Annotated in this window: 20 protein-coding genes; 11 read left to right on the forward strand and 9 right to left on the reverse strand. The window is 67.8% G+C overall.

Features of this window, described 5'->3' with window-relative positions; genetic code table 11:
• The first annotated feature begins 251 nt into the window (after nt 1-251).
• Entirely contained in the window at nt 252-1,265 is a 1,014-nt protein-coding gene (locus tag ACCC97_RS20850) for an endonuclease/exonuclease/phosphatase family protein (RefSeq protein WP_413334807.1), read from the forward strand.
• Nucleotides 1,266-1,268: 3 nt separating this feature from the next.
• Here ACCC97_RS20850 and ACCC97_RS20855 read toward each other — a convergent pair whose 3' ends face one another.
• The 5 genes from ACCC97_RS20855 to ACCC97_RS20875 form a co-directional block, all read right to left on the reverse strand.
• Entirely contained in the window at nt 1,269-2,339 is a 1,071-nt protein-coding gene (locus tag ACCC97_RS20855) for an ABC transporter ATP-binding protein (RefSeq protein WP_007829530.1), read from the reverse strand.
• A gap of 19 nt (nt 2,340-2,358) precedes the next feature.
• Nucleotides 2,359-3,210 (reverse strand): carbohydrate ABC transporter permease, encoded by an 852-nt coding sequence (locus ACCC97_RS20860; protein WP_007829528.1) that lies wholly within the window; start codon nt 3,208-3,210, stop codon nt 2,359-2,361.
• Nucleotides 3,207-4,085 (reverse strand): carbohydrate ABC transporter permease, encoded by an 879-nt coding sequence (locus tag ACCC97_RS20865; protein ID WP_007829526.1) that lies wholly within the window; start codon nt 4,083-4,085, stop codon nt 3,207-3,209. Before ACCC97_RS20865 ends, ACCC97_RS20860 begins: the two co-directional genes overlap by 4 nt.
• A gap of 43 nt (nt 4,086-4,128) precedes the next feature.
• A complete protein-coding gene (locus ACCC97_RS20870; RefSeq protein WP_007829525.1) occupies nt 4,129-5,511 on the reverse strand; it encodes an ABC transporter substrate-binding protein in 1,383 nt (460 codons plus the stop codon).
• Between the two features lie 107 nt (nt 5,512-5,618).
• Nucleotides 5,619-6,362, reverse strand: a complete 744-nt coding sequence (locus tag ACCC97_RS20875) for a FadR/GntR family transcriptional regulator (protein ID WP_007829524.1) — start codon at nt 6,360-6,362, stop codon at nt 5,619-5,621.
• Nucleotides 6,363-6,512: 150 nt separating this feature from the next.
• Between ACCC97_RS20875 and ACCC97_RS20880 the strand changes: the two genes are divergently transcribed.
• From ACCC97_RS20880 to ACCC97_RS20900, 5 genes are all read left to right on the forward strand, one after another.
• Nucleotides 6,513-8,249, forward strand: coding sequence for an IlvD/Edd family dehydratase (locus ACCC97_RS20880; RefSeq protein WP_007829523.1), 1,737 nt, complete (start codon nt 6,513-6,515; stop codon nt 8,247-8,249).
• A gap of 117 nt (nt 8,250-8,366) precedes the next feature.
• On the forward strand, nt 8,367-9,275 hold the full coding sequence (locus ACCC97_RS20885; protein ID WP_007829522.1) for a 2-dehydro-3-deoxygalactonokinase: 909 nt from the start codon (nt 8,367-8,369) through the stop codon (nt 9,273-9,275).
• Nucleotides 9,272-9,913 (forward strand): 2-dehydro-3-deoxy-6-phosphogalactonate aldolase, encoded by a 642-nt coding sequence (locus ACCC97_RS20890; RefSeq protein ID WP_007829521.1) that lies wholly within the window; start codon nt 9,272-9,274, stop codon nt 9,911-9,913. The genes ACCC97_RS20885 and ACCC97_RS20890 overlap by 4 nt, the downstream gene beginning before the upstream one ends.
• Nucleotides 9,913-10,686, forward strand: a complete 774-nt coding sequence (locus ACCC97_RS20895; RefSeq protein ID WP_413334832.1) for an aldolase — start codon at nt 9,913-9,915, stop codon at nt 10,684-10,686. The genes ACCC97_RS20890 and ACCC97_RS20895 overlap by 1 nt, the downstream gene beginning before the upstream one ends.
• A gap of 194 nt (nt 10,687-10,880) precedes the next feature.
• Complete coding sequence (locus ACCC97_RS20900; RefSeq protein ID WP_007829519.1) at nt 10,881-11,201, forward strand: hypothetical protein; 321 nt, start codon at nt 10,881-10,883, stop codon at nt 11,199-11,201.
• A gap of 45 nt (nt 11,202-11,246) precedes the next feature.
• Here the strand turns inward: ACCC97_RS20900 and ACCC97_RS20905 are convergent, their stop codons facing one another.
• From ACCC97_RS20905 to ACCC97_RS20920, 4 genes are all read right to left on the reverse strand, one after another.
• Nucleotides 11,247-11,960, reverse strand: a complete 714-nt coding sequence (locus ACCC97_RS20905; RefSeq protein ID WP_413314095.1) for an SDR family oxidoreductase — start codon at nt 11,958-11,960, stop codon at nt 11,247-11,249.
• Between the two features lie 97 nt (nt 11,961-12,057).
• On the reverse strand, nt 12,058-13,473 hold the full coding sequence (locus ACCC97_RS20910) for an MATE family efflux transporter (protein ID WP_007829518.1): 1,416 nt from the start codon (nt 13,471-13,473) through the stop codon (nt 12,058-12,060).
• Nucleotides 13,474-13,491: 18 nt separating this feature from the next.
• A complete protein-coding gene (locus ACCC97_RS20915; protein WP_007829517.1) occupies nt 13,492-14,805 on the reverse strand; it encodes an MFS transporter in 1,314 nt (437 codons plus the stop codon).
• A 109-nt stretch (nt 14,806-14,914) separates the two neighbouring features.
• Nucleotides 14,915-15,370: a MarR family winged helix-turn-helix transcriptional regulator gene (locus tag ACCC97_RS20920; protein WP_056587461.1), complete on the reverse strand. Its 456-nt coding sequence runs from the start codon at nt 15,368-15,370 to the stop codon at nt 14,915-14,917.
• A gap of 75 nt (nt 15,371-15,445) precedes the next feature.
• On the opposite strand from ACCC97_RS20920, the gene ACCC97_RS20925 reads away from it, so the two are divergent.
• The 5 genes from ACCC97_RS20925 (at nt 15,446) to ACCC97_RS20945 (ending at nt 20,377) form a co-directional block, all read left to right on the forward strand.
• Nucleotides 15,446-15,994 carry a PaaI family thioesterase gene (locus tag ACCC97_RS20925; RefSeq protein ID WP_007829509.1) on the forward strand — a complete coding sequence of 183 codons (549 nt, stop codon included), beginning with the start codon at nt 15,446-15,448 and terminating at the stop codon, nt 15,992-15,994.
• A 3-nt stretch (nt 15,995-15,997) separates the two neighbouring features.
• Nucleotides 15,998-16,960 carry a LysR substrate-binding domain-containing protein gene (locus ACCC97_RS20930; protein ID WP_413334811.1) on the forward strand — a complete coding sequence of 321 codons (963 nt, stop codon included), beginning with the start codon at nt 15,998-16,000 and terminating at the stop codon, nt 16,958-16,960.
• Nucleotides 16,961-17,063: 103 nt separating this feature from the next.
• Entirely contained in the window at nt 17,064-17,339 is a 276-nt protein-coding gene (locus ACCC97_RS20935) for a DUF4242 domain-containing protein (protein WP_007829504.1), read from the forward strand.
• A 48-nt stretch (nt 17,340-17,387) separates the two neighbouring features.
• A complete protein-coding gene (locus tag ACCC97_RS20940; protein ID WP_413334813.1) occupies nt 17,388-19,244 on the forward strand; it encodes a BTAD domain-containing putative transcriptional regulator in 1,857 nt (618 codons plus the stop codon).
• A 77-nt stretch (nt 19,245-19,321) separates the two neighbouring features.
• Entirely contained in the window at nt 19,322-20,377 is a 1,056-nt protein-coding gene (locus ACCC97_RS20945) for a Fe(3+) ABC transporter substrate-binding protein (protein WP_413334814.1), read from the forward strand.
• Nucleotides 20,378-20,415: the final 38 nt, after the last annotated feature.

Below are 20,415 nucleotides of genomic sequence, written 5' to 3' on the forward strand. Positions count from 1 at the left end.
GGTGGCGGCTACGGCGGCAACCGTTCGGGCGGCGGTGGCCGTTCGGGTGGCGGCGGCTATGGTGGCGGTGGCCGCTCGGGCGGCGGCGGTGGTGGCCGTTCGTTCGGTCGCTGAGACTCGCCGCGGGTAGAACACCTACCCGAAAGATGAAGAAAGGGCACTCGGTGCCCTTTTTCTTTTGAGGTCGTCAGCGCGTGTGGCAGGCAAGGTTTCGATAGGCAACGGTGACCCGAGCCACAATCATCGCCGCCATGCAATACATCCCACCCAACTACGCCACCCTCTTCGTAGCCACCTGCAACCTCCTCAATCTCGCGGCACCGAACCGCGTGTATTACGAGAACCAGGACGCCTACACCGAGCGCGAGTACGAACGAAAGATCGACTGGACCGGCGAGCGCTTCCATGCACTCAACGCCGACGTGCTGGCGGTGCAGGAGGTGTGGGACGAGTCGGCGCTCAAGGCCTGCATCGCGCGCAGCGGCCTGCGCTACGACTTCGTCTCGGTGCCGGGTGCCGAGAACACGCCACCACACACCGGCGCGCAGGGCACGCCGCGCGTGGGCATCGCGACGCGGCTGAAGGTGGACGAGCTTCGCTCCTTCGTCGACTTCCCTCCGGGCTTCGGCGTTGAGGTGCCGGGCCTGGGCCCCCACACGCGCTTCGAGCGGCCCCCCCTGCTCGCCACGGTGCGCATGAAGCACGGCCAGCAGGTGCATGTGCTCACGGTGCACCTGAAGTCCAAGCGCCCGAAGTTCCTGCAGGACGCCCAAGGCAACCCGCTCGAAGACCGGGACGACCGCAAGGTGGGCGTGATGGCCTCGATGCGCTCGCTGCTGATGCGCGGCGCGGAAGCCGCGGCCCTGCGCTGCATCGTCATCGACCTGCTGCAGGACACGAACGTGCCGCTCGTGGTGATGGGCGACTTCAACGACAACCCGCACAGCGTGACGACGCAGCTCGTGGCTGCCACCTCCGAAGTGGCCTACGACAAGGCCGCGCGCGACGTGGCCCTGTTCAACGCCTACGAGATGCAGGGTGAATCAGCACTCAAGAAGGACGTGGCGTATTCGCACATCCACCAGGGCTTTCCGGACGTGCTCGACCAGATCTTCGTGAGCGAGGAGTTCGTCGCCACCAGCCGGCACAGCCTGGGCGACGTGCGGCGGGTCGACTATTTCAACGACCACCTGCACGAAGGGCGCGACCGCTCGCGCTCCGACCACGGCTTCGTGCGCGCCTTGCTGCGGCTGCGCACGGCCTGAGGATCAGCCCATGCGCCGGCCGGTCTGCCGGTCGAACAGGTGCACGTTCTCGGCCTCGATGGCCAGCCGCACCGTTTCGTCAGGTCCGGCATCGACGCGGCCATGCACCGCCAGCACCAGCTTTTCTTCGCCGACCTGCACCAGCAGTTCGGTCTCCGCACCGGTGGGTTCGACCACGATCACCTTGGCTTCGACGCTGTGCGGGCCGCCGCCGAGCGTCATGTCGCCGGGCCGGATGCCGTAGTGCACCGGCTGGCCGTCGGGGGCCGAGGTGCCGGCCGGCACCGGCCAGCGCGCGCCTTGCGATTCGACCCAGCAGTCGCCGCCCGCGCGCCGCACCGTGCCTTCGATGACGTTCATCGACGGCGAGCCGATGAACTGCGCGACGAACAGGTTGTCGGGCCGGTCGTACAGCTCCAGCGGCGTGCCGATCTGCTCGATGATGCCGTCGTGCATCACCACGATGCGGTCGGCCATGGTCATGGCCTCGATCTGGTCGTGCGTCACGTAGACGGTGGTGGTCTTCAGGCGCTGGTGCAGCGCCTTGATCTCGGCGCGCATCGCCACGCGCAGCTTGGCGTCGAGGTTGGACAGCGGCTCGTCGAACAGGAACACCTTCGGGTCGCGCACGATGGCGCGGCCCATGGCCACGCGCTGGCGCTGGCCGCCCGAGAGCTCCCGCGGATAGCGGCCCAGCAATGCGTCGAGGTTGAGTATCTTCGCGGCCCGCGCCACGCGCTCGTCGGTCACCGATTTCTCGGCGTTGCGCAGCCGCAGGCTGAAGCCCATGTTCTCGCCCACCGTCATGTGCGGATAGAGCGCGTAGCTCTGGAACACCATGGCGATGTCGCGGTCCTTCGACTCGAGGTCGTTGACCACGCGGCCATCGATGACGATCTCGCCGCCGCTGATGTCTTCCAGGCCCGCGAGCATGCGCAGCAGCGTCGACTTGCCGCAGCCCGAAGGGCCGACCAGCACGACGAATTCGCCGTCGCTGATGTCGAAGCCCAGGCCCTTGATGATCTGGACCTTGCCGAAGGATTTCTGGATATTGCGAAAGGTTACGGATGCCATTTGTGATTCCTGGATTCGCTCAGCTCTTGACGGCGCCGGCAGTAAGACCACCGACCATGTAGCGTTTGAATGCGTAGTAGATCGCCGCGGGCGGCAACGCATAGATGAGGCCGGTGGCCATCAGCAGCTCCCATGGCGAATCGTCCGCCGAGAGGAAGTTGCCGAGCGCGACGGCAAGGGTCACGCTCCTGTCGTTCGACAGCAGCAGGAAGGCGTAGAGGTATTCGTTCCATGCCAGCAGCAGCGAATAGGTGCCCACCGCCACCAGCGACGGCACCATCAGCGGCAAGTACACCAGGCGGAACAACTGCAGCGGCGAGGCGCCGTCCATGCGCGCGGCCTCGTCGAGTTCGTAGGGCAGTTTGTCCGACGCCTGCTTCAGTACCCAGATGCAGTACGGCGAAGCGATGGTCACCATCGCCAGGATCAACGCCCACTGGCTGTTGAGCAGCCCGTAGTTGCCCATGGTCTTGTACATCGGCACGGCCAGGAACGCCGCCGGGATGAAGTACGTGAACAGCGCCAGGTTCATCACCGTGCGCCCGCCGCGCACACGCAGCCGGCTGATGGCGAATGCGGCTGTGGTCGCCACGAACAGCGTGAGCACGCCCACCGACAGCGCGATCAGCAGCGAGTTCCACAGCTGCAGCCAGAAGTGGTCGAGGTAGAAATGCTTCTGCTGGAACACGATGCGGAAGTTGTCCAGCGTCGGGTTCTTGGGCCACAGGTGGCCCGAGGTCGCTGAGTCCTTCGACGAGATCGCGAACAGCACCATGTGGTAGACCGGGATCAGCGTCCACAGCAGCACAGGTATGCCGATGAGCAGGAGCCGGGCTTCGGTGAGCACGGCTTTCGGAGTCCAGCGCTTCATTTCGAGAGCCTCTTCATCATGAAGTACACGAGGGGCAGCACGAGCGGCAAGGCCACCACGATGGAAGCCATCGACAGGTCGACCTGGTCGAGGCGCAGGTAGCGGATGCCCAGCGTGGCGAGCACATGCGTCAGGTCGGCGGGGCCGCCGCCGGTCAGCAGGTAGACGCTGTTGAAGTCGCCCAGCGTCCAGATCATCGAGAGGATGGTCGAGGTGATGTAGAGCGTCTTCAGTGCCGGCCAGCTCACGAAGCGGAACTTCTGCCACGACGAGGCGCCGTCGACGGAGGCCGCCTCGTATTGTTCGGATGGAATGGCCAGCCGCCCCGCCACCAGGATCAGTGTCCAGAACGGCAGCGACTTCCACACGTGCACCACCATCGCGAAGGCCAATGCCAGCGCGGGGTCGTTGAGCCAGTTGGGCCCATCGGCGCCGGTCAGGCGGAAGATGGTGCTGTTGATCACGCCCCACTCGGGGTTCAGCATGAAGCGGATCGACAGGATGGTCGGGATCGAAGGCATCGCCCAGGGCAGGATAAAGATCGCCGAGACGATCTTGATCCACCAGCGCGATGTCACGAAGAAGCCCGAGAGCACCAGTGCCACGAGCATCTTGAGGTTGATCGCCACGATCAGGAAGATGGCCGTGTTGATCACCGAGCGGAAGAAGATCGGGTCTTCGACCAGCTTCACGTAGCTTTGCGGATGGCGGGCGAGCCAGAGGCCATAGCCCACCGGGTACAGCACGAACACCACGAACACCAGCAGGTAGGGCACGACCATGACCGCGCCCCAGAACTGCCAGCGCGCATGCCGCGCTCCGGGATTGACGACAGGCGTCGGGGTCGACGCGGCGGCGGTGGCTGTGGCGCTCATGGCATGCAGCTGCTGGTGGTTGCGGGTGTCGCGTGTGCGCCGCTTACTGCGCCGCCACCGTCTTGATGCGCGCGATCATCTCGTCCACGGCCTTGTCCACCGGCACCTTGTCGGTGACGACACGGCTCATGGCCTTGGCCCAGACGTTCTCGTTGTTCAGCACGGTGAACTTGTAGTTCTTGGTGAACTCGAAGGTCACGGTGCCGGCGGCGTACTGGTTGTAGACCGAGAGGCGGTGCGGGTCGGCCTTCCAGAAGTCGCGCTGCTGCGCGGCCTTGGTGACCGGGAACCAGCGGCCCAGCGAGCCTTCGACGTACGGCGTCAGGTTCTCTTCCTGCATCAGGAAGGCGACGAACTCCTTGGCGCGCGCCTTGTTCTTCGCGTCCTTGAACACCACGCCGGTCTTCACGGCGGTGCGGTACACCATCTTGCTGCCGTCAGGCTTGCTCGGGAAACCTGCCGTGCGGATGCGCTCGGTGTAGTTCTTGCGCGCTTCCTCGCGCTGCTCGGGCGTGAGCGAGGCGTTGTCCGAATCGTCGAGCCACTTGGCGGCGATGGAGATGGTCGCGTTGTGCGTCATCAGCGTCGTCTTGTTGTGGAACGCGACGTTGTTGTCCGGGTCCTTCCAGCTTGTCGACGACGGCGGCGTGCAGCCCTTGGTGTAGGGCGTGGTGTAGTCGGTCAGCGCGCCGATCAGGCCGGTGCGCACCTTCGGGTCGTCGACCAGCAGCTTGCCGTTGTCGTCCACCAGCTTGACGTTGTAGGCGTCCATGAAGGTCAGGAACGAATAGAACGAGTCGCTCGAATCCACGCCCATTGGCATGCCGATGCCGAAGGTGCGCTTGCCGCTCTTCTGGCGGCTGGCGGTCTGCGCCTTCTCGCACCAGAACGTCCAGTACTCCTTCCAGGTCGTCGGGATGTCCGACTCCTTGAAGCCCGCCTCCGCCAGCATGTCGCGCCAGTACTCGATGTGCATCGTCTGCTGCTTGATCGGGAAGGCGTAGTAGGCCTTGCTCTTGGTCTGGTCGTTGTAGAGGTAGGTGGTCTCGATCGTGTTGGGCGCGAAGCGGTCCTTCATGGGCGTGAGCACGCTGCTGATGTCCTCGAGCTTGCCGTCGAAGGCCCACTTGCCCGTGACCTGGAAGTCGTACACGTCGGCGTAGGCCACGTCGGGCGGGCTGCCCGAGTCGAGCGCGGACACGGTCTTGGGGATCATGTCCTGGATCGGGTACTGCGACAGTTCGATCTTGACGTTCTTGTTCTTCTCCTCGAACTTCTTGATGGCGGCGAACAGCGCATCGTCCTCCGCCTTGTAGAAGCCCTTGACCCACCAGACGGTGAGTTTTTCCTGCGCGGCAGCGTGGCCTGCCGACAGCAGGCCCAGCGCGACCAGCGTCGGCGCGATGAGCGACTTGACGAGTTTCATGGTTGATGTCTCCTTCTCTTCTTGGGTGGAATTTGCTCGGGGCGCGAGCGTAGGGTGAAAGAACCGGATGCGAACTGCGGACAAACGCGTAGACGGCGCAGATGCTGCTAGCTGGCCTTGAGCCTGGGCGGCGGCCTGCTCAGGCGCGGCAATCGCCGGCGAGAGCCCAGCACGTCCTCGATGTCCTGGCGCGCGCCGTCGATGAGGCGGATGATCGCGCGCTCGGCCCCGCTCGGGTCGTGCGCGATCACCGCGTCGATCACCGCGCGATGCAGCGGCAGCGAAAGCGCGGGCCCGTCGGGCTTGGCGGTCGATATCTCGAAACTGGTGCGCAGCAGTGCGCTGAGCACCTTGCTCATCTGCGCCAGCATGCGGTTGCCGGCGGCACTCAGCAGGCCGTTATGGAAGCGCAGGTCGAAGGTGACGTAGTCGCCGCCGTTTTCCACCGCCTCCTTCATGCCGGCGAAGGCCGTTTCTATTTCCGCGATGTCCTTGGCCGTGGCCCGCTCGGCCGCGAGCCTGACGGCCGCCGGCTCCACGACGCGACGCAGGTCCTGCAGGTCGCGCAGGAACTCGGGCGTGAGCCCCGCGCGCGCCTGCCAGGTGATGACATCGGGGTCGAACCAGTTCCACTTGTCCTGGGGCAGCACGCGCGTGCCGACCTTCGGCCCCGTGACGATCAGGCCCTTGGCCGCCAGCGACTTGATGGCCTCGCGCACCACGGTCCGGCTCACGCCGAGTTCCTCGCCGAGCACCGGCTCGGAGGGGATCGACGCACCGATCGCATAGCGTCCCGACACCACGGCTTCACCGAGCAGCTCGAGCGTGCGACCGTGGATGTTCTTGATCATGTGTGATGCGAAATTCGGTATCTCGACGCTCGAAAACACCAAGGGTCCGGCGTGCTGGTCGCGCTTATCATATGATGATTGAAAGCCCGGATCGGCAGGACAAACCCTGAGAGTTCTGCCTCTTATTTCGACAACAAAGAGAGACACTCCATGAGCACCGCTCCCAAGAAAAAACCCGGTGAACTTCGCAGCCAGCAATGGTTCGGCCGCAACGACCGCGACGGCTTCATCTACCGCAGCTGGATGAAGGGCAAGGGCCTGCCGCACGACCAGTTCGACGGCCGCCCGGTCATCGGCATCTGCAACACCTTCAGCGAACTCACGCCCTGCAACTCGCATTTCCGCACGCTGGCCGAGCAAGTGAAGATCGGTGTGTACGAAGCGGGCGGCTTTCCACTCGAGTTCCCCGTGATGTCGCTCGGCGAGACGCTGCTGCGCCCGACCGCCATGCTGTACCGCAACCTCGCGAGCATGGACGTCGAAGAAAGCATCCGTGGCAATCCGCTCGACGGCGTGGTGCTGCTCATGGGCTGCGACAAGACCACGCCCGCACTGATGATGGGCGCGGCCAGCGTCGACCTGCCGACCATCGGCGTCTCCGGCGGCCCGATGCTCTCGGGCAAGTGGCGCGGCCAGGAGCTGGGCTCGGGCACCGGCGTATGGCAGATGAGCGAGCAGGTGCGCGCCGGCACGCTCAAGCTGCAGGAATTCTTCGAGGCCGAGAGCTGCATGCACCGCAGCCACGGCCACTGCATGACGATGGGTACCGCCAGCACCATGGCGAGCATGGTCGAGTCGCTGGGCATCGGGCTGCCGGGCAACGCGGCCTACCCCGCCGTGGACGGCCGCCGCAACGTGCTCGCGCGCCAGGCGGGCCGGCGCATCGTCGACATGGTGCACGAGGACATGAACATGTCGAAGATCCTCACGCGCCAGGCGATCGAGAACGCCATCAAGGTGAACGCGGCCATCGGCGGATCGACCAACCTCGTGATCCACCTGCTGGCCATCGCGGGGCGCATCGGCGTGGACCTCACGCTCGACGACTTCGACCGCCTCGCCTCCGAGCTGCCCTGCCTCGTGAACCTGCAGCCTTCGGGCCAGTTCCTGATGGAAGACTTCTGCTACGCGGGCGGCCTGCCGGTGGTCATCAAGGAGATCGCCGACCACCTGCACAAGGACATCCTCACCGTCACCGGCCAGAGCGTGTGGGAGAACGTGAAGGACGCCGAGAACTATGGCCCGCAGGTCATTCGCACGCTGGCCGAGCCCTTCAAGGAGAAGGCCGGCATCTGCGTGCTGCGCGGCAACCTCGCGCCCAACGGCGCCATCATCAAGCCCAGCGCGGCCACGCCCGAACTGCTGGTGCACAAGGGCCGCGCGGTGGTGTTCGAAAGCGCAGAAGACCTGCACAAGCGCATCGACGACGAGAACCTCGACATCGACGAGCACTGCATCATGGTGCTGAAGAACTGCGGCCCCAAGGGCTACCCCGGCATGGCCGAGGCCGGCAACATGCCGCTGCCGCCGAAGGTGCTGCGCAAGGGCATCACCGACATGGTCCGCATCAGCGATGCGCGCATGAGCGGCACGGCCTACGGCACCGTGGTGCTGCACACCGCACCCGAAGCCGCAGCCGGCGGCCCGCTGGCGCTGGTGCAGGACGGCGACATCGTCGAGCTCGACGTGCCGAACCGCAAATTGCATCTGCATGTGAGCGACGAAGAGCTGGCGAAGCGCCGCGAGAAATGGGTCGCTCCCAAGGCGCCGCTGGACTCGGGGTACTGGAAGCTCTACGTCGACACGGTGCTGCAGGCTGACCAGGGGGCCGACCTGGGCTTTCTGCGTGGTCGCCGTGGGGCTTTCGTGCCGCGCGACAATCACTAGGACCGAGGGCTGAGGGTTCGCGGCGCGATCACGCCGACGGGGGACATTCGCGGAGGGGAGCACCCGGTGGCTTGTGCACGCACCCCGACACAAATCCTCAAAACGCAGGCGACAGACATGACACGACTGATAGCCATCGACTGGGGCACAAGCTCGCTGCGCGGTGCCTTGCTGGACGCCCAAGGCAAGGTACAGGAAGAACGCAGCGATGCGCGAGGCATCCTCGCGGTGCCCGAAGGTGGCTTTCCCGCCGTCTTCGAGTCACTGTTCGGCGACTGGATGCGCCTCGAGGGCGCGCGCTGCCTGATCTCCGGCATGGCCGGCAGCAAGCAGGGCTGGGTGGAAGCACCGTACTGTGCCTGCCCCGCCGGCCGCGTCGAGGTGGGCCGCAGGATCATCGACGTCGACGCCATCCCCGGTGCCAGCATCGCGATCGTGCCGGGCCTGAACGACGAGCACGACGGCGTGCCCGACGTGATGCGCGGCGAAGAGGTGCAGATCTTCGGTGCGATGTCGATCACCGGCCTGGACGACGGCGTCTTCGTGCTGCCCGGTACGCACAACAAATGGGTCACGGTCAAGAAGGGCCGCGTCGCGGGCTTCCGCACCTACATGACGGGCGAGTTCTACGCGCTGCTGAGCCAGCATTCGATCCTGGCGCGCATGCTCGACGCGTCGGCACCGCTCGACGAGGCCTCTTTCCTCGAAGGCGTGACCTGCTCGGAAAACGGCCACGGCCTGCTGCACAACGCCTTCGGCACGCGCACGCTGGCGCTGTTCGAGCGCATGCCGAAGCAGGAATTGTCGAGCTATCTCTCGGGCCTGCTGATCGGTGAGGAACTGCGCACGCAGTCGCTGCAGGCCGCCGGCGAGGTGATCCTCATCGGCTCGTCCGCCCTCACCCAGCGCTATGCACTGGCCCTGCGCGCCACCGGCGTCGCCACACGCACGCTGGGCGCCGAAGCCACCTGGGCCGGACTGCACGCGCTGTCCGGTTTTCTCGACACCGACAGAACCCCCACATGACCACGCCCCTCGAAAAATTCCATGCCGCGATGCGCGAGCTGCCCCTGGTGGCGATCCTGCGCGGTCTCACGCCCGCCGAGGCCGCCGACATCGGCGACGCCATCGCCGGACCCGGCTTCCGGCTGCTCGAGGTGCCGCTCAATTCGCCGCATCCTCTGGAAAGCATTGCGCTGATGCGCAAGCGCTTTCCGCACGCGCTGGTCGGCGCCGGCACGGTGCTCGGCGCGCAGCAGGTGCGCGAGGTGCACGCGGCCGGCGGCGAGCTGATCGTCTCGCCCAACTTCAACGCCGAGGTCATCGCCGAGGCCGCACGGCTCGGCATGGTGTGCCTGCCGGGCGTCATGACGCCAACCGAGGCCTTCGGCGCGCTCGCGGCCGGCGCCACGGGGCTCAAGCTGTTCCCGGCCGAACTGGCCTCGCCCGCCGTGGTGAAAGCGCTGCTGGCCGTGCTGCCGGCCGGCACGCCCGTGATGCCCGTGGGCGGCATCACGCCCGCGAACATGGCCGAATGGCGTGCGGGCGGGGCTGCAGGGTTCGGTATCGGCTCCGCGCTCTACAAGCCCGGCAAGCAGGCCGCGGCGGTGTGCGACGATGCGAAGAAATTCATCGCGGCCTGGACGGGATTGATCCAGGCCTGATCCAGGACGCAACCCAAGAACAAGGAGCCCCCTCGATGTCCGCCGATGCCGCCTACGCCAGCCCCGCCGTCAGCAAGCTGCGCGAAGACCTCGCCCTGGCCTTGCGCGCCGCCGCCCACCACGGGTTGTCCGAAGGCGTCTGCAACCACTTCAGCGTGATGCTGCCGGGCGCGCAGGACCGCTACCTCATCAACCCCCGCGGGCTGCACTGGAGCGAGATCGGCCCCGACGACATCGTGCTGATCGACGTGCACGGCGAGGTGCTCGCGGGCCGCCACGGCGTGGAGCCCACCGCCCTCTTCATCCATGGCGCGGTGCACCGGCTCACGGGCCATGCGGTCGTGATGCACTGCCACATGCCGTACGCCACCGCGCTCACGATCACGGCCGACCGCGCGCTCGACCCGACCGCCAGCCAGAACGCGATGCGCTACATGAACCGCATCGCCATCGACGCCGAATACAACGGCCTCGCGCTCGACGACGCCGAGGGCGAACGCATCGCCCGCGCGATGGCCGGCAAGGACGTGGCCTTTCTCGCGAACCACGGTGTGATCGTGGCAGGCGGCACCATCGCCCATGCCTACGACGACCTCTACTACCTGGAGCGCGCCTGCCTGCACCAGGTGATCGCGCAATCGACCGGCCGTCCGCTCGTGCCGGTCGACGCGAAGCTGGCCGCGCATGTGGCGGCGCAGATCCAGGGCGAGCGCGAACAGTCGGACCTGTTCTTCGAAGCCCTGCGGCGCATGCTGCCCGCCCCGCGCGACTGAGCATCCGGCCGATACGGCCAATGGCCTGTCCGCGGGACATGTTCCGCGGTGCAAAGCCATTCACAATTGTGTCTTGACCATGCCGCGTCCGGCGCGCACGGGCTTACAGCTCTTCATCCGATTTCGCTTCAGCCTTACAACAACTTCACACGCAGGCGCGAGGATGAGGCTTCCAACCACAACCGGGGGATCAAGTGAAAAAGCTTAGTTTCGCAATCGGCGCCGCGGCCTTGTTGTCGCTGGCCACACTCAGCATTCCGGCCCAGGCCCAGACGGGCGGGCGCTTCATCCAGGCGCAGGTGTATGTCGTGCCCGCACCGCCACCACCGCCCCGCCACTATTACGCGCCGCCGCCCCCGCCGCGCCACTATTACGGCCCCGGCTACTACCGCGGTCCGGATCGCCACTACGGCCGCCGCTGGGACGACCGCCCGCGCTATGGCCGCAGGGACAACGACGGCGACGGCGTACCCAACCGCTACGACCGCCGGCCCAACAACCCCTACCGCTATTGACGAAGGCCCGGGCCGCGCGCCCGGGTGCTCCATTCGGGCATCGGTTCAGGCTGCCCGCGGCGAGCCGGCATAGGGCGGCGTCGGACTCGACAGGCCCTGCTTGAGCTGCCGCGAGACCTCGTCGGCCAGCACCTCGGGCTGCCCCGCCTCCACGCCCGCCAGCGCCTGGCGCGCCACATCATCCGGTGAGGCCTTGTCGCCTTCCGCGTGCGCGGCCATGTCGGTGTCCATGTAGCCCACATGCAGGCTCGTGACCTGCGTGCCCTGTGCGGCCAGTTCGTTGCGCAGGCCGTTGCTCAGCGACCATGCCGCCGATTTCGTCGCGCTGTAAGTCGCCACACTGGGGAAGGTGGTCCAGCTCAGCGCCGACAGCACGTTGATCACGCCGCCACCGCCGTTGGCCGCGAGCACGGGCGCGAAAGCCTGCGCCAGCGTCCAGGGGCCGAAGAAGTTGGTTTCGAACTCGGCGCGCGCGGCTGCCACCGCATCGGGCGAACCGAGGAAGCTGGAGCCGCGCGAGATGCCTGCGTTGTTGATCAGCAGCGTGACGTCGCCGCAGGCGCGCGCGGCCGCTTCGGCCTGCGCGGGCTGCGTCACGTCGAGCGCCACCGGCGTCACGCCGGGCAGCGTGATGCTCTTCGGGTCGCGCGCCGCGCCATAGACCTTGCGCGCGCCCGCCGCCAATGCCGCCTTCGCAAAGGCGAGCCCGAGGCCGCGGTTGGCGCCGGTGATGAAGACCACGGAATCCTTGATTTGCATGTGAGCCTTTCGTTGATGGAAGTCGTTGGATGCCTGCATTCGAAGTTCGCGTGAGCCGGGATGCATGAAGCGCGAAGCCTGGGGCAAGCTAGCTTCATCAGGCCTGCGCCATGCGCCGCAGCAGCCCGCCGGTGGTACGCGGCCAGCCGACGCGGCCGAACCAGGCCCCGCCCGCGATGGCCGATGCGATCACGATGCCGTACACCGCCAGCGCCACGCCCTGCGCCCCGAACACGCCGGTGAGCCCGCCTCCCCAGCGCAGCGCGAGCCAGCCTCCCGTGCCCGCCACCGCCAGGCGCGCGATGTTGCCCAGCACCGGCCACAGCAGGCGGCCCGCGCCCTGCGACGCGAAATACAACACCAGCCCGACGCCGAAGAAGCCATACAGCGGCCCGACCACGCGCAGGTAGTGCGCGCCGGTCTCGAGCATCGCCGGGTCGCTGCCGAACAGCAGCAGCCACGGGCGCGGGAACAGCGCGGCCGCGAGTCCGATGGTTTCTGTGAGCGCAAAGGCCAGCGCCGCACCGGTCCAGGTGGCGCGCAGCGCGCGTTCGCGCTGCCCTGCCCCCATGCAGGTGCCGACCATGGCCACCAGCGGTGCGCCGAGGCCGAACACCAGCGGCACCAGCAGGTATTCGAGCCGCGAGGCCGTGCCGTAGCCGGCCAGCGCGCCCGAGCCGAAATGACCTGTCAGCGCAGTGGCGATGCCGATCGACAGGTTGGTCGCCACCGTCGACACCGCCCCCACCAGCCCGATGCGCAGGATGTCGCGGAACAGTGGCCAGCGCAGCTTCAGCGCGGCCAGCGTGGGCCGCAGCAGGCTGCGCGGCGAGCGCAGGTAGACGATCAGCGCGACGGAGCCCAGCAGGTAGTACAGCAGCAGCGCCATCGCACCGCCCGCGATGCCCATGCCCGGCAGCGGTCCGATGCCGAAGATCAGCAGCGGCGACGCGGGAACGAGGAACACCACGCCCACCACCGTCACGTTGGCCGGCACCGACATGTTGCCGGTGCCGCGGATGATGGCCGAGAGCGAGTTGAAGAGCCACACCAGCGTCGCGCCCGCGAACACCCAATTCGAGTACGTGAGCGCAGCCTCGAGCGCCGGCCCCGTGCCGCCCATGGTCCCGTAGAGCCATTGCCCGCCCAGCAGCAGGGCCAGCGTGAAGCACAGGCCGAAGCCCAGCGCGATGACGATGGCATGCCACACCAGCGCATCCGCATCGTCTTTGCGGCGTGCGCCAAGTGCGCGCGCGATCGACGAGGCGATGCCGCCGCCCATCGCGCCACTGGAGGTCATCTGCATCAGCATCACGATGGGAAACACCAGCGCCATGCCGGCGAGCGCATCGGTGCCGAGCCTGCCGACGAAGTAGGTCTCGATAAGGCCGACGGAGGCCTGTGCCAGCATCACCAGCACGTTGGGCGCAGCCAGGCGCAGCAGGGTGGGCACGATGGGCGCCTCGAGCAGGCGGCGCGTGCGCGGGTCGAGCTCGGTGTGGGCTGTCGTCATGTCGGGGGCTCCGCGCGCTCAGGCCCGTGCCGCGGCAGGCGCGACCTGCGCGCCGGCCTTCGCCGCCGGACGGCGGATCATCATCACGACCACCGCCGCCACCAGGCAGGCTGCGCCGGCCGCGTAGAGCGCCGGTGTGTAGGTCAGCAGCAGCGTGCGCGCGAAGCCGGCGCCGTAGGCGGCCGTGGCGGCGCCCAGCTGGTGCGCGGCAAAGACCCAGCCGAACACCAGGCCCACCTTGGCGGGACCGAAGGCGGCGCCCGCGAGCTTGACGGTCGGCGGCACGGTGGCGATCCAGTCGAGGCCGTAGAACATCGCGAAGATGCCCAGGCCGTAGATAGTGAACTCCGAATGCGGCAGCCAGAACAGCGACAGGCCGCGCAGGCCGTAGTACCAGAAGAGCAGCTTGCGGTTGTCGTAGCGGTCCGAGAGCCAGCCCGAGAGGATGGTGCCGACGAAGTCGAAGGCCCCCATCATCGCGAGCACCGAGGCTGCGGGCACTGCGCTCATGCCGTAGTCGCCGCACAGCGAGATGAAGTGCGTCTGCACGAGCCCGTTGGTGCTCAGGCCGCAGATGAAGAAAGTGGCGGCGAGGATGAGGAAGGTGCGGTTGGTCGAAACTTCCTTCAACACGCGAAACGGCGTGGCGAAGTTCATCGCCGGCGCGGCGGCGGCAGGCGCGGCCGGCTGGGTGCCGGGCAACTCGCCGTAGGGCAGCAGGCCCAGGTCCGAAGGCCGGTTGCGCATGAGGCACAGCGCCAGCACGCCGATCAGTATGCTGCCGGCCACGATCGGCACGATGGCCGAGCGCCAGCCCCAGTGCTCGATCATCCAGGCCGCGAGCGGCAGGAAGGCCAGCTGACCGGTGGCCGAACTGGCCGTGAGCATGCCGACCACGAGGCCGCGCCGCGCGACGAACCAGCGGTTGGCCACCACTGCGCCGAGCACCAGCGCCGTCATGCCGGTACCCAGGCCCAGCATCAGGCTCCACAGCACGAACAGGTGCCACAGCTGCGAAGCCATGGTGACCAGTGCCATGCCCAGGCCGACCAGCGCGAGGCCGGTGCAGACCACGGCGCGCAATCCGTAGCGCTCCATCAGCACCGCGGCGAACGGCCCCATCAGGCCGAACAGCGCGAAGCGAAGCGCCAGCGCCGACGAGATCTGCCCGGTGCTCCAGCCGAACTCCTTGCCCAGCGGCTGCAGCATGGCGCCCGGCAAGCCCAGCGCGGCCGACATGGTCAGCATGGTGAGGAAGGTGATGGCGGCGACGATCCATCCGTAGTGAATGCCGCGGCGCTGCAGCCATGCGGAGACGGGAGTGGCGAACATGGGACCTCTGCTGTTGGAATTGAATGTGAGGAGAAGCAAGAAACGAAAACGGAATCCGCGCGCGGCCTCGGACGCGATGGGTGAAGGCGTGCGGTTGGAAAGAAAAGGTTCAGTCTTCGGCGTCGGGCTCGTCCTCCGCGCCCAGCAGTTCCATCGACTCGTCGATCAGCCGGTGCAGCGCGAGCACACGCTCGACGCCCAGCAGCGCATTGAGTTTTTGCTGCGCTGCCTTCCAGTGCAGCTGCGCCTCGCGGCGCTTGGCATCGCCCTCTTCGGTGATCTGCACCAGCCGGCTGCGCGCATCTGCGCCGGCGCCCAGCGAGATCCAGCCCGCGGCGATCAGCGGCTGCAGGTTGCGGCTCAGGGTCGAGGCGGTCATCTTGAGTTCGCTTGCCAGGTCGACCGGGCGCGAGGGCCCGAGCCGCGCCAGATTCGACAGCAGCGAGTACTGTGTGGTCTTCAGGCCGCTCTTCGACACCTCGGCGTCGTAGTGCTGCGAGAGGCGGCGCGAGAGCTGGCGCACCTTTAAGCTGGTGCAGCCGCGTGGCTTGGCGAGGGTGTCCATGGGGTATTATTGTAGCTACAACTATTGCATATGCAACTTAACCCTCCAGACAACCCGGACAGGAGAACACCCGGCATGACGCAGAACCCCAGCCAGCTCGACGCATGGATCGCCGAAGAGCGAAAGATCACCGAACGCCTCGAAGCCGGCCCAGGCCCTGGCCTCGCCCGCCCCGACCAGATCGCGGGCAAGACCGGCCTCGAGATGATGCAGGCGATGCTGAACGGCGAGATTCCCTTTGCAGCCATCGCCAGGACGCTGGACTTTACGATCCTCGAAGTGCGCCCGGGCGTGGCCATCTTCCAGGGCACGCCGCTGCCGCAGCACCTGAACCCGCTGGGCACCATCCATGGCGGCTGGGTCGCCACGATGCTCGACTCCGCCCTGGGCTGCTCCGTCCACACGATGATGCCGCCCGGGCGGGCCTACACCACCGCCGAGCTGAACGTGAACTACGTGAAAGGCCTGACGCCCAAGGTGCAGCGCGTGCGCGCCGAAGGCAAGGTGATCCACTGCGGCCGCCAGCTGGCCACCGCCGAGGCCCGCCTCTTCGGGCCCGATGGCACGCTGTACGCGCATGCCACCACGACCTGCCTGGTGTTCGAGACGCGGCCGGCGGGCTGAGCCGTGGGAAACGAGATCCAGCCGGCCGACCTGGGCTTCTTCTGCGCGCTGGCGAGCGCCGGCAGCCTCAGTGCCGCGGCACGCGAGCTGGGTGTCTCGACGGCGGCCGTGAGCAAGCATCTCGCGCAGATGGAAGCGCGCCTGAGTGTCAGCCTGCTCAACCGCACCACGCGGCGCATGAGCCTGACGCCCGAAGGCGAGCTCTATCTCGAGCACGCGCGCCGGATCCTGAACGACATCGACAGCATGGGCGAAATGCTGGGCGCGTCGAAGGCGACGCCACGGGGTCTGCTGCGCGTCAACGCCACGCTCGGCTTCGGCCGCAGCCACATCGCGCCGTTGATATCCAAGTTCGTGCGCGAATATCCGGAGGTGGAAGTGCAGCTGCAGCTGTCGGTCAATCCGCCGCCGCTGACGGACGATTCCTTCGACGTCTGCGTGCGCTTCGGCGCGCCGCCGGATTCGCGCGTGATCGCAAGGCGGATCGCTGCCAACCGCCGCCTGCTGTGCGCCGCGCCGGCCTACATCGCCAGGCGCGGCATGCCCAAGGTGCCCGGCGACCTGGCCAGGCACAACTGCATCGGCATCCGGCAGGGCGAGGAGGCCTACGGCCTCTGGCGGCTGTCGAGCGGCCGGGGCAAGAGCGCCACCACGCAGGCCGTCAAGACACGCGGCACGCTGACGACGAACGACGGAGAGATCGCCGTCAACTGGGCGCTCGACGGGCACGGCATCCTGATGCGCGCGGAGTGGGACATTGCCCGCCACCTGCGCAGCGGCCGCCTCGTGCAGGTCCTGCCGCAGCACCACACGCCGGACGCGGACATCTACGCGGTCTACCCGCAGCGCCACCGACTCGCGGCGCGCGTGCGCGCCTTCGTCGACTACCTGGCACTGTCGCTCGCACGGCAGGCTTCGGCGGACCAGCCGGCGGACTCATCGGCGGCTGGCACCAGGCGGCGGTAGTCGCCAAGGGGGCCGCGGCGGGGTAACCCGCCGTCAAACGCAAGCTCAAACGCGCCGCGCCTACGGTCGCGCTCCCTTCGACTCTCTCTTCAAGGTGAGCCTCATGCCCAAATTCGTCATCGAACGCGCCATTCCCAACATCGGCGCCGCCAGCGCCGCCGAACTGCAGGCCGTGTCCCAGAAGTCGTGCGGCGTGCTGCGCGAACTCGGCCCCGACGTGCAATGGGTCCACAGCTACGTCACGGGCGACAAGATCTACTGCGTCTACAACGCGGCCAGCGAAGAGCTGGTGCGCGAGCACGCGCGCAAGGGCGGATTCCCCGCCGACAGCGTGGCCCGCGTGGTGACGACGATCGATCCGACGACTGCGGAGGCCTGACCCCACGATCCTGCCGCGCCCCGTGCCTCGCTCTGCCACACTGCGGGCATGAGGCCCTTCGTCCAGCTTCTTGGCGTGCCGTGTGTGGTGAGCGCAGACGGCCCGGTCGCGCCCATCCGGGGCCACAAGGCCTGGGGACTGCTTGCCTATCTCGCGCTCCAACCGGGCGCTGTTGCGCGGCAGCGCCTGGCCGGATTGCTGTTCGAGGACGCCGAAGACCCGCTGGCTGCGCTGCGCTGGAACCTTCGCGAACTGCGTCGGGCCCTGGGCGACTGCACGCTGCGCGGAGATGCGATCGCCTTTCCGCACGAGCACGTCGCCGGCGTGGACGTTGCCGTGCTGACGCGGGGAGACTGGTCGGACGCGTTGTCGCTCCATGGGCTCGGATGCGAGCTGCTGGAGGGCCTGGGCTTTTCATCGAGCCCGTCGTTCGCAGCGTGGCTGCAGTCCGAGCGACGAAGGATGCAGGCCACGGCGGAAGCCGTGCTGCGCGAAGCCGCCTTGTCCCGCGTGGCGGACGGGGCGCCGGGCGCGGCCGCCGACCTGGCCTACCGGCTCGTCAGCCTGGACCCGTTGGACGAAAACGCGCATGTCCTGCTGGTGCGCTGCCTTGCGGCGGCGGGCGACGGGATGGGCGCGGCGCGGCAGGCGGCCGCCTGCCGGGAACTGTTCAGGCGCCAGCTCGGCGTCGCACCCGGGCCCGCGCTGGCCGATGCACTGCACACCGTGACGGCCACGCCGACAGCCCGGCCGGCCATTGGCCGCGCGGGTGCCCTGGCGCAGCTCGAGGCTGGCGAGGCCGCCATCGGCGCGGGCGTGCTCGAGGCCGGCCTGCAATGCCTGCGCCGAGCCATGGTCGACGCCGACGGCACCGGCGATCCCGCCCTGCGCACGCGCGCGCGGGTCGCGCTGGGCGGCGCGCTGGTGCACGCGGCGCGCGGCCGCGACGAAGAGGGCGCCGCGGCCCTGCACGAGGCCTTGGCCATCGGCCGTGAAGCCGCGCCCGCACTGGCCGCCGCCGCATGCCGCGAACTGGGCTACGTCGAGTTCCTGCGAGGTCGCTATGAGCGCGCGCTGGCCTGGATGGCACGGGCAGAGCCATTGGCAGGCGACTCCCTTGCCGAGCGGGCCCGGATCGCCACGGTGAAGGGCTCCATCCTGAGCGACTCGGCCTATTACCCGGCCGCCATGGAAACGCTGCGCGACGCCGCAGCCTGGGCGTCGGAGGCGGGCGAGCCCAAACAGGTGATCTACGCCGAGTCCATGCTGGGTCGGGCCATGATCCTGCGCGGCGAATGGGAAGCAGCGAGGCCGATCGTCGACCGTGCCGTCGACCAGGCTGGCCGGCTGTGGGCCGCCTTCCTTCCCTGGCCCTTGTCCTTTCGCGCCGAAATAGATCTGAGCGACGGCCAACTGGAGCCGGCCGCTGAGCGCTTCGAGCACGCCTTCGCGCTGGGATGCCAGCTGGGCGATCCATGCTGGGAAGGCATTGCCGGCCGCGGCCTCGGACTGGTCGCGATGGCTCGCGGCGACGCTGCGCGCGCCGAGGAAATCCTGCTGGACACACTGATCCGCTGCACCCGCCCGCCGGACGCCTACCTGTGGGGCGAGGCCTATGTGCTGGAGGCGCTTTGCCGCCTTGGCGTGTCGCGGCGCACGTCGCCGATCCGCCGGCAGGTGGACGAGTTGATGGACATCGCCGCACGAACCGGCATGCGGGAACTCGTGGTGCGGGCCCACCTCCTTCGCGCCGCCCTCGGCGATCCGGATGGGGCGGTGGCCGCACGAACCCTGGCCACCGACATCGACAACCCGGCGCTCACCGCGTTGACGCTGAACGTCGATTCGCCTGCAGTAGGCCTTCAGCTCGTAAGTCCAAACGGCTCATCCCCTCTTCGTCAGTGATAATTGTTCGCATTGGTGCCGCACGCCGTGCCGCCGATGCTTTCACAAGAACACTTCACCGTCCTGGAGGATTTTTCATGACCGAACGCTCTGGCGCTCAAGTCCGCGCCGCGCGCGCATTGATCGGCGCCACTACCGCCTGGCTCGCCCTCACCGCCCTGCCCGCCCACGCTGCGAACGACGAACTCACGCTCTACACGACGCGCGAGCCCGCACTGATCCAGCCGCTGATTTCTGCCTTCAGCGCGCAGAGCAACGTCAAGGTCAACACCGTGTTCGTGAAGGACGGCCTGCTGGAGCGCGTCAAGGCCGAAGGCGCCCGCTCGCCGGCCGACGTGCTGATGACCGTGGACATCGGCGCGCTGATGGACCTCGTCGACGGCGGCGTGACGCAGCCCGTGAAATCGCCCGCGCTCGAATCGGCCATTCCGGCCAACCTGCGCGGCGCCGACGGCCAGTGGTTCTCGCTCTCGCTGCGCGCGCGCGTGCTCTATGCCGACAAGGCCCTGCCGCTCACGAGCTTCCGCTACGAAGACCTCGCCAGCCCGAAATACAAGGGCAAGGTCTGCATCCGCGCCGGCCAGCACCCCTACAACACCGCGCTGGTCGCCGCGCTGATCGCGCACGACGGCGAAGCCAAGGCCGAGCAGTGGCTGCGCGGCGTCAAGGCCAACCTGGCGCGCAAGGCCACGGGCGGCGACCGCGACGTGGCGCGCGACATCCTCGGCGGCATCTGCGACGTGGGCCTGGCCAACTCGTACTACGTTGGCCAGATGAAGAGTTCCAAGGAAGGCACCGACGCGCGCAAGTGGGGCGACGCCATCAAGGTGGTGCGCCCGACCTTCGCCAAGAGCGGCGGCACGCACGTCAACATCAGCGGCGCGGCTGTGGCGAAGAACGCGCCGCAGCGCGCCAACGCGGTCAAGCTGCTCGAGTTCCTGGTGTCGGAGCCGGCGCAGGCGCTGTATGCGCAGACCAACTACGAGTACCCGGTGCGCAAGGGCGTCGCGCTCGACCCGATCATCGCGTCGAGCATCGGCGAGCTGAAGGCCGACCCGCTGCCCGTGGCCGAGATCGCCAAGTACCGCAAGCAGGCCAGCGCGCTGGTCGACAAGGTCGGCTTCGACCAGTGACGCAAGCGGCCGGGCACGCCTTCCCGGTGCCTGAGGAA

The sequence above is a fragment of the Variovorax sp. Varisp85 genome, assembly GCF_047304045.1.
Taxonomy (GTDB): domain Bacteria; phylum Pseudomonadota; class Gammaproteobacteria; order Burkholderiales; family Burkholderiaceae_C; genus Variovorax.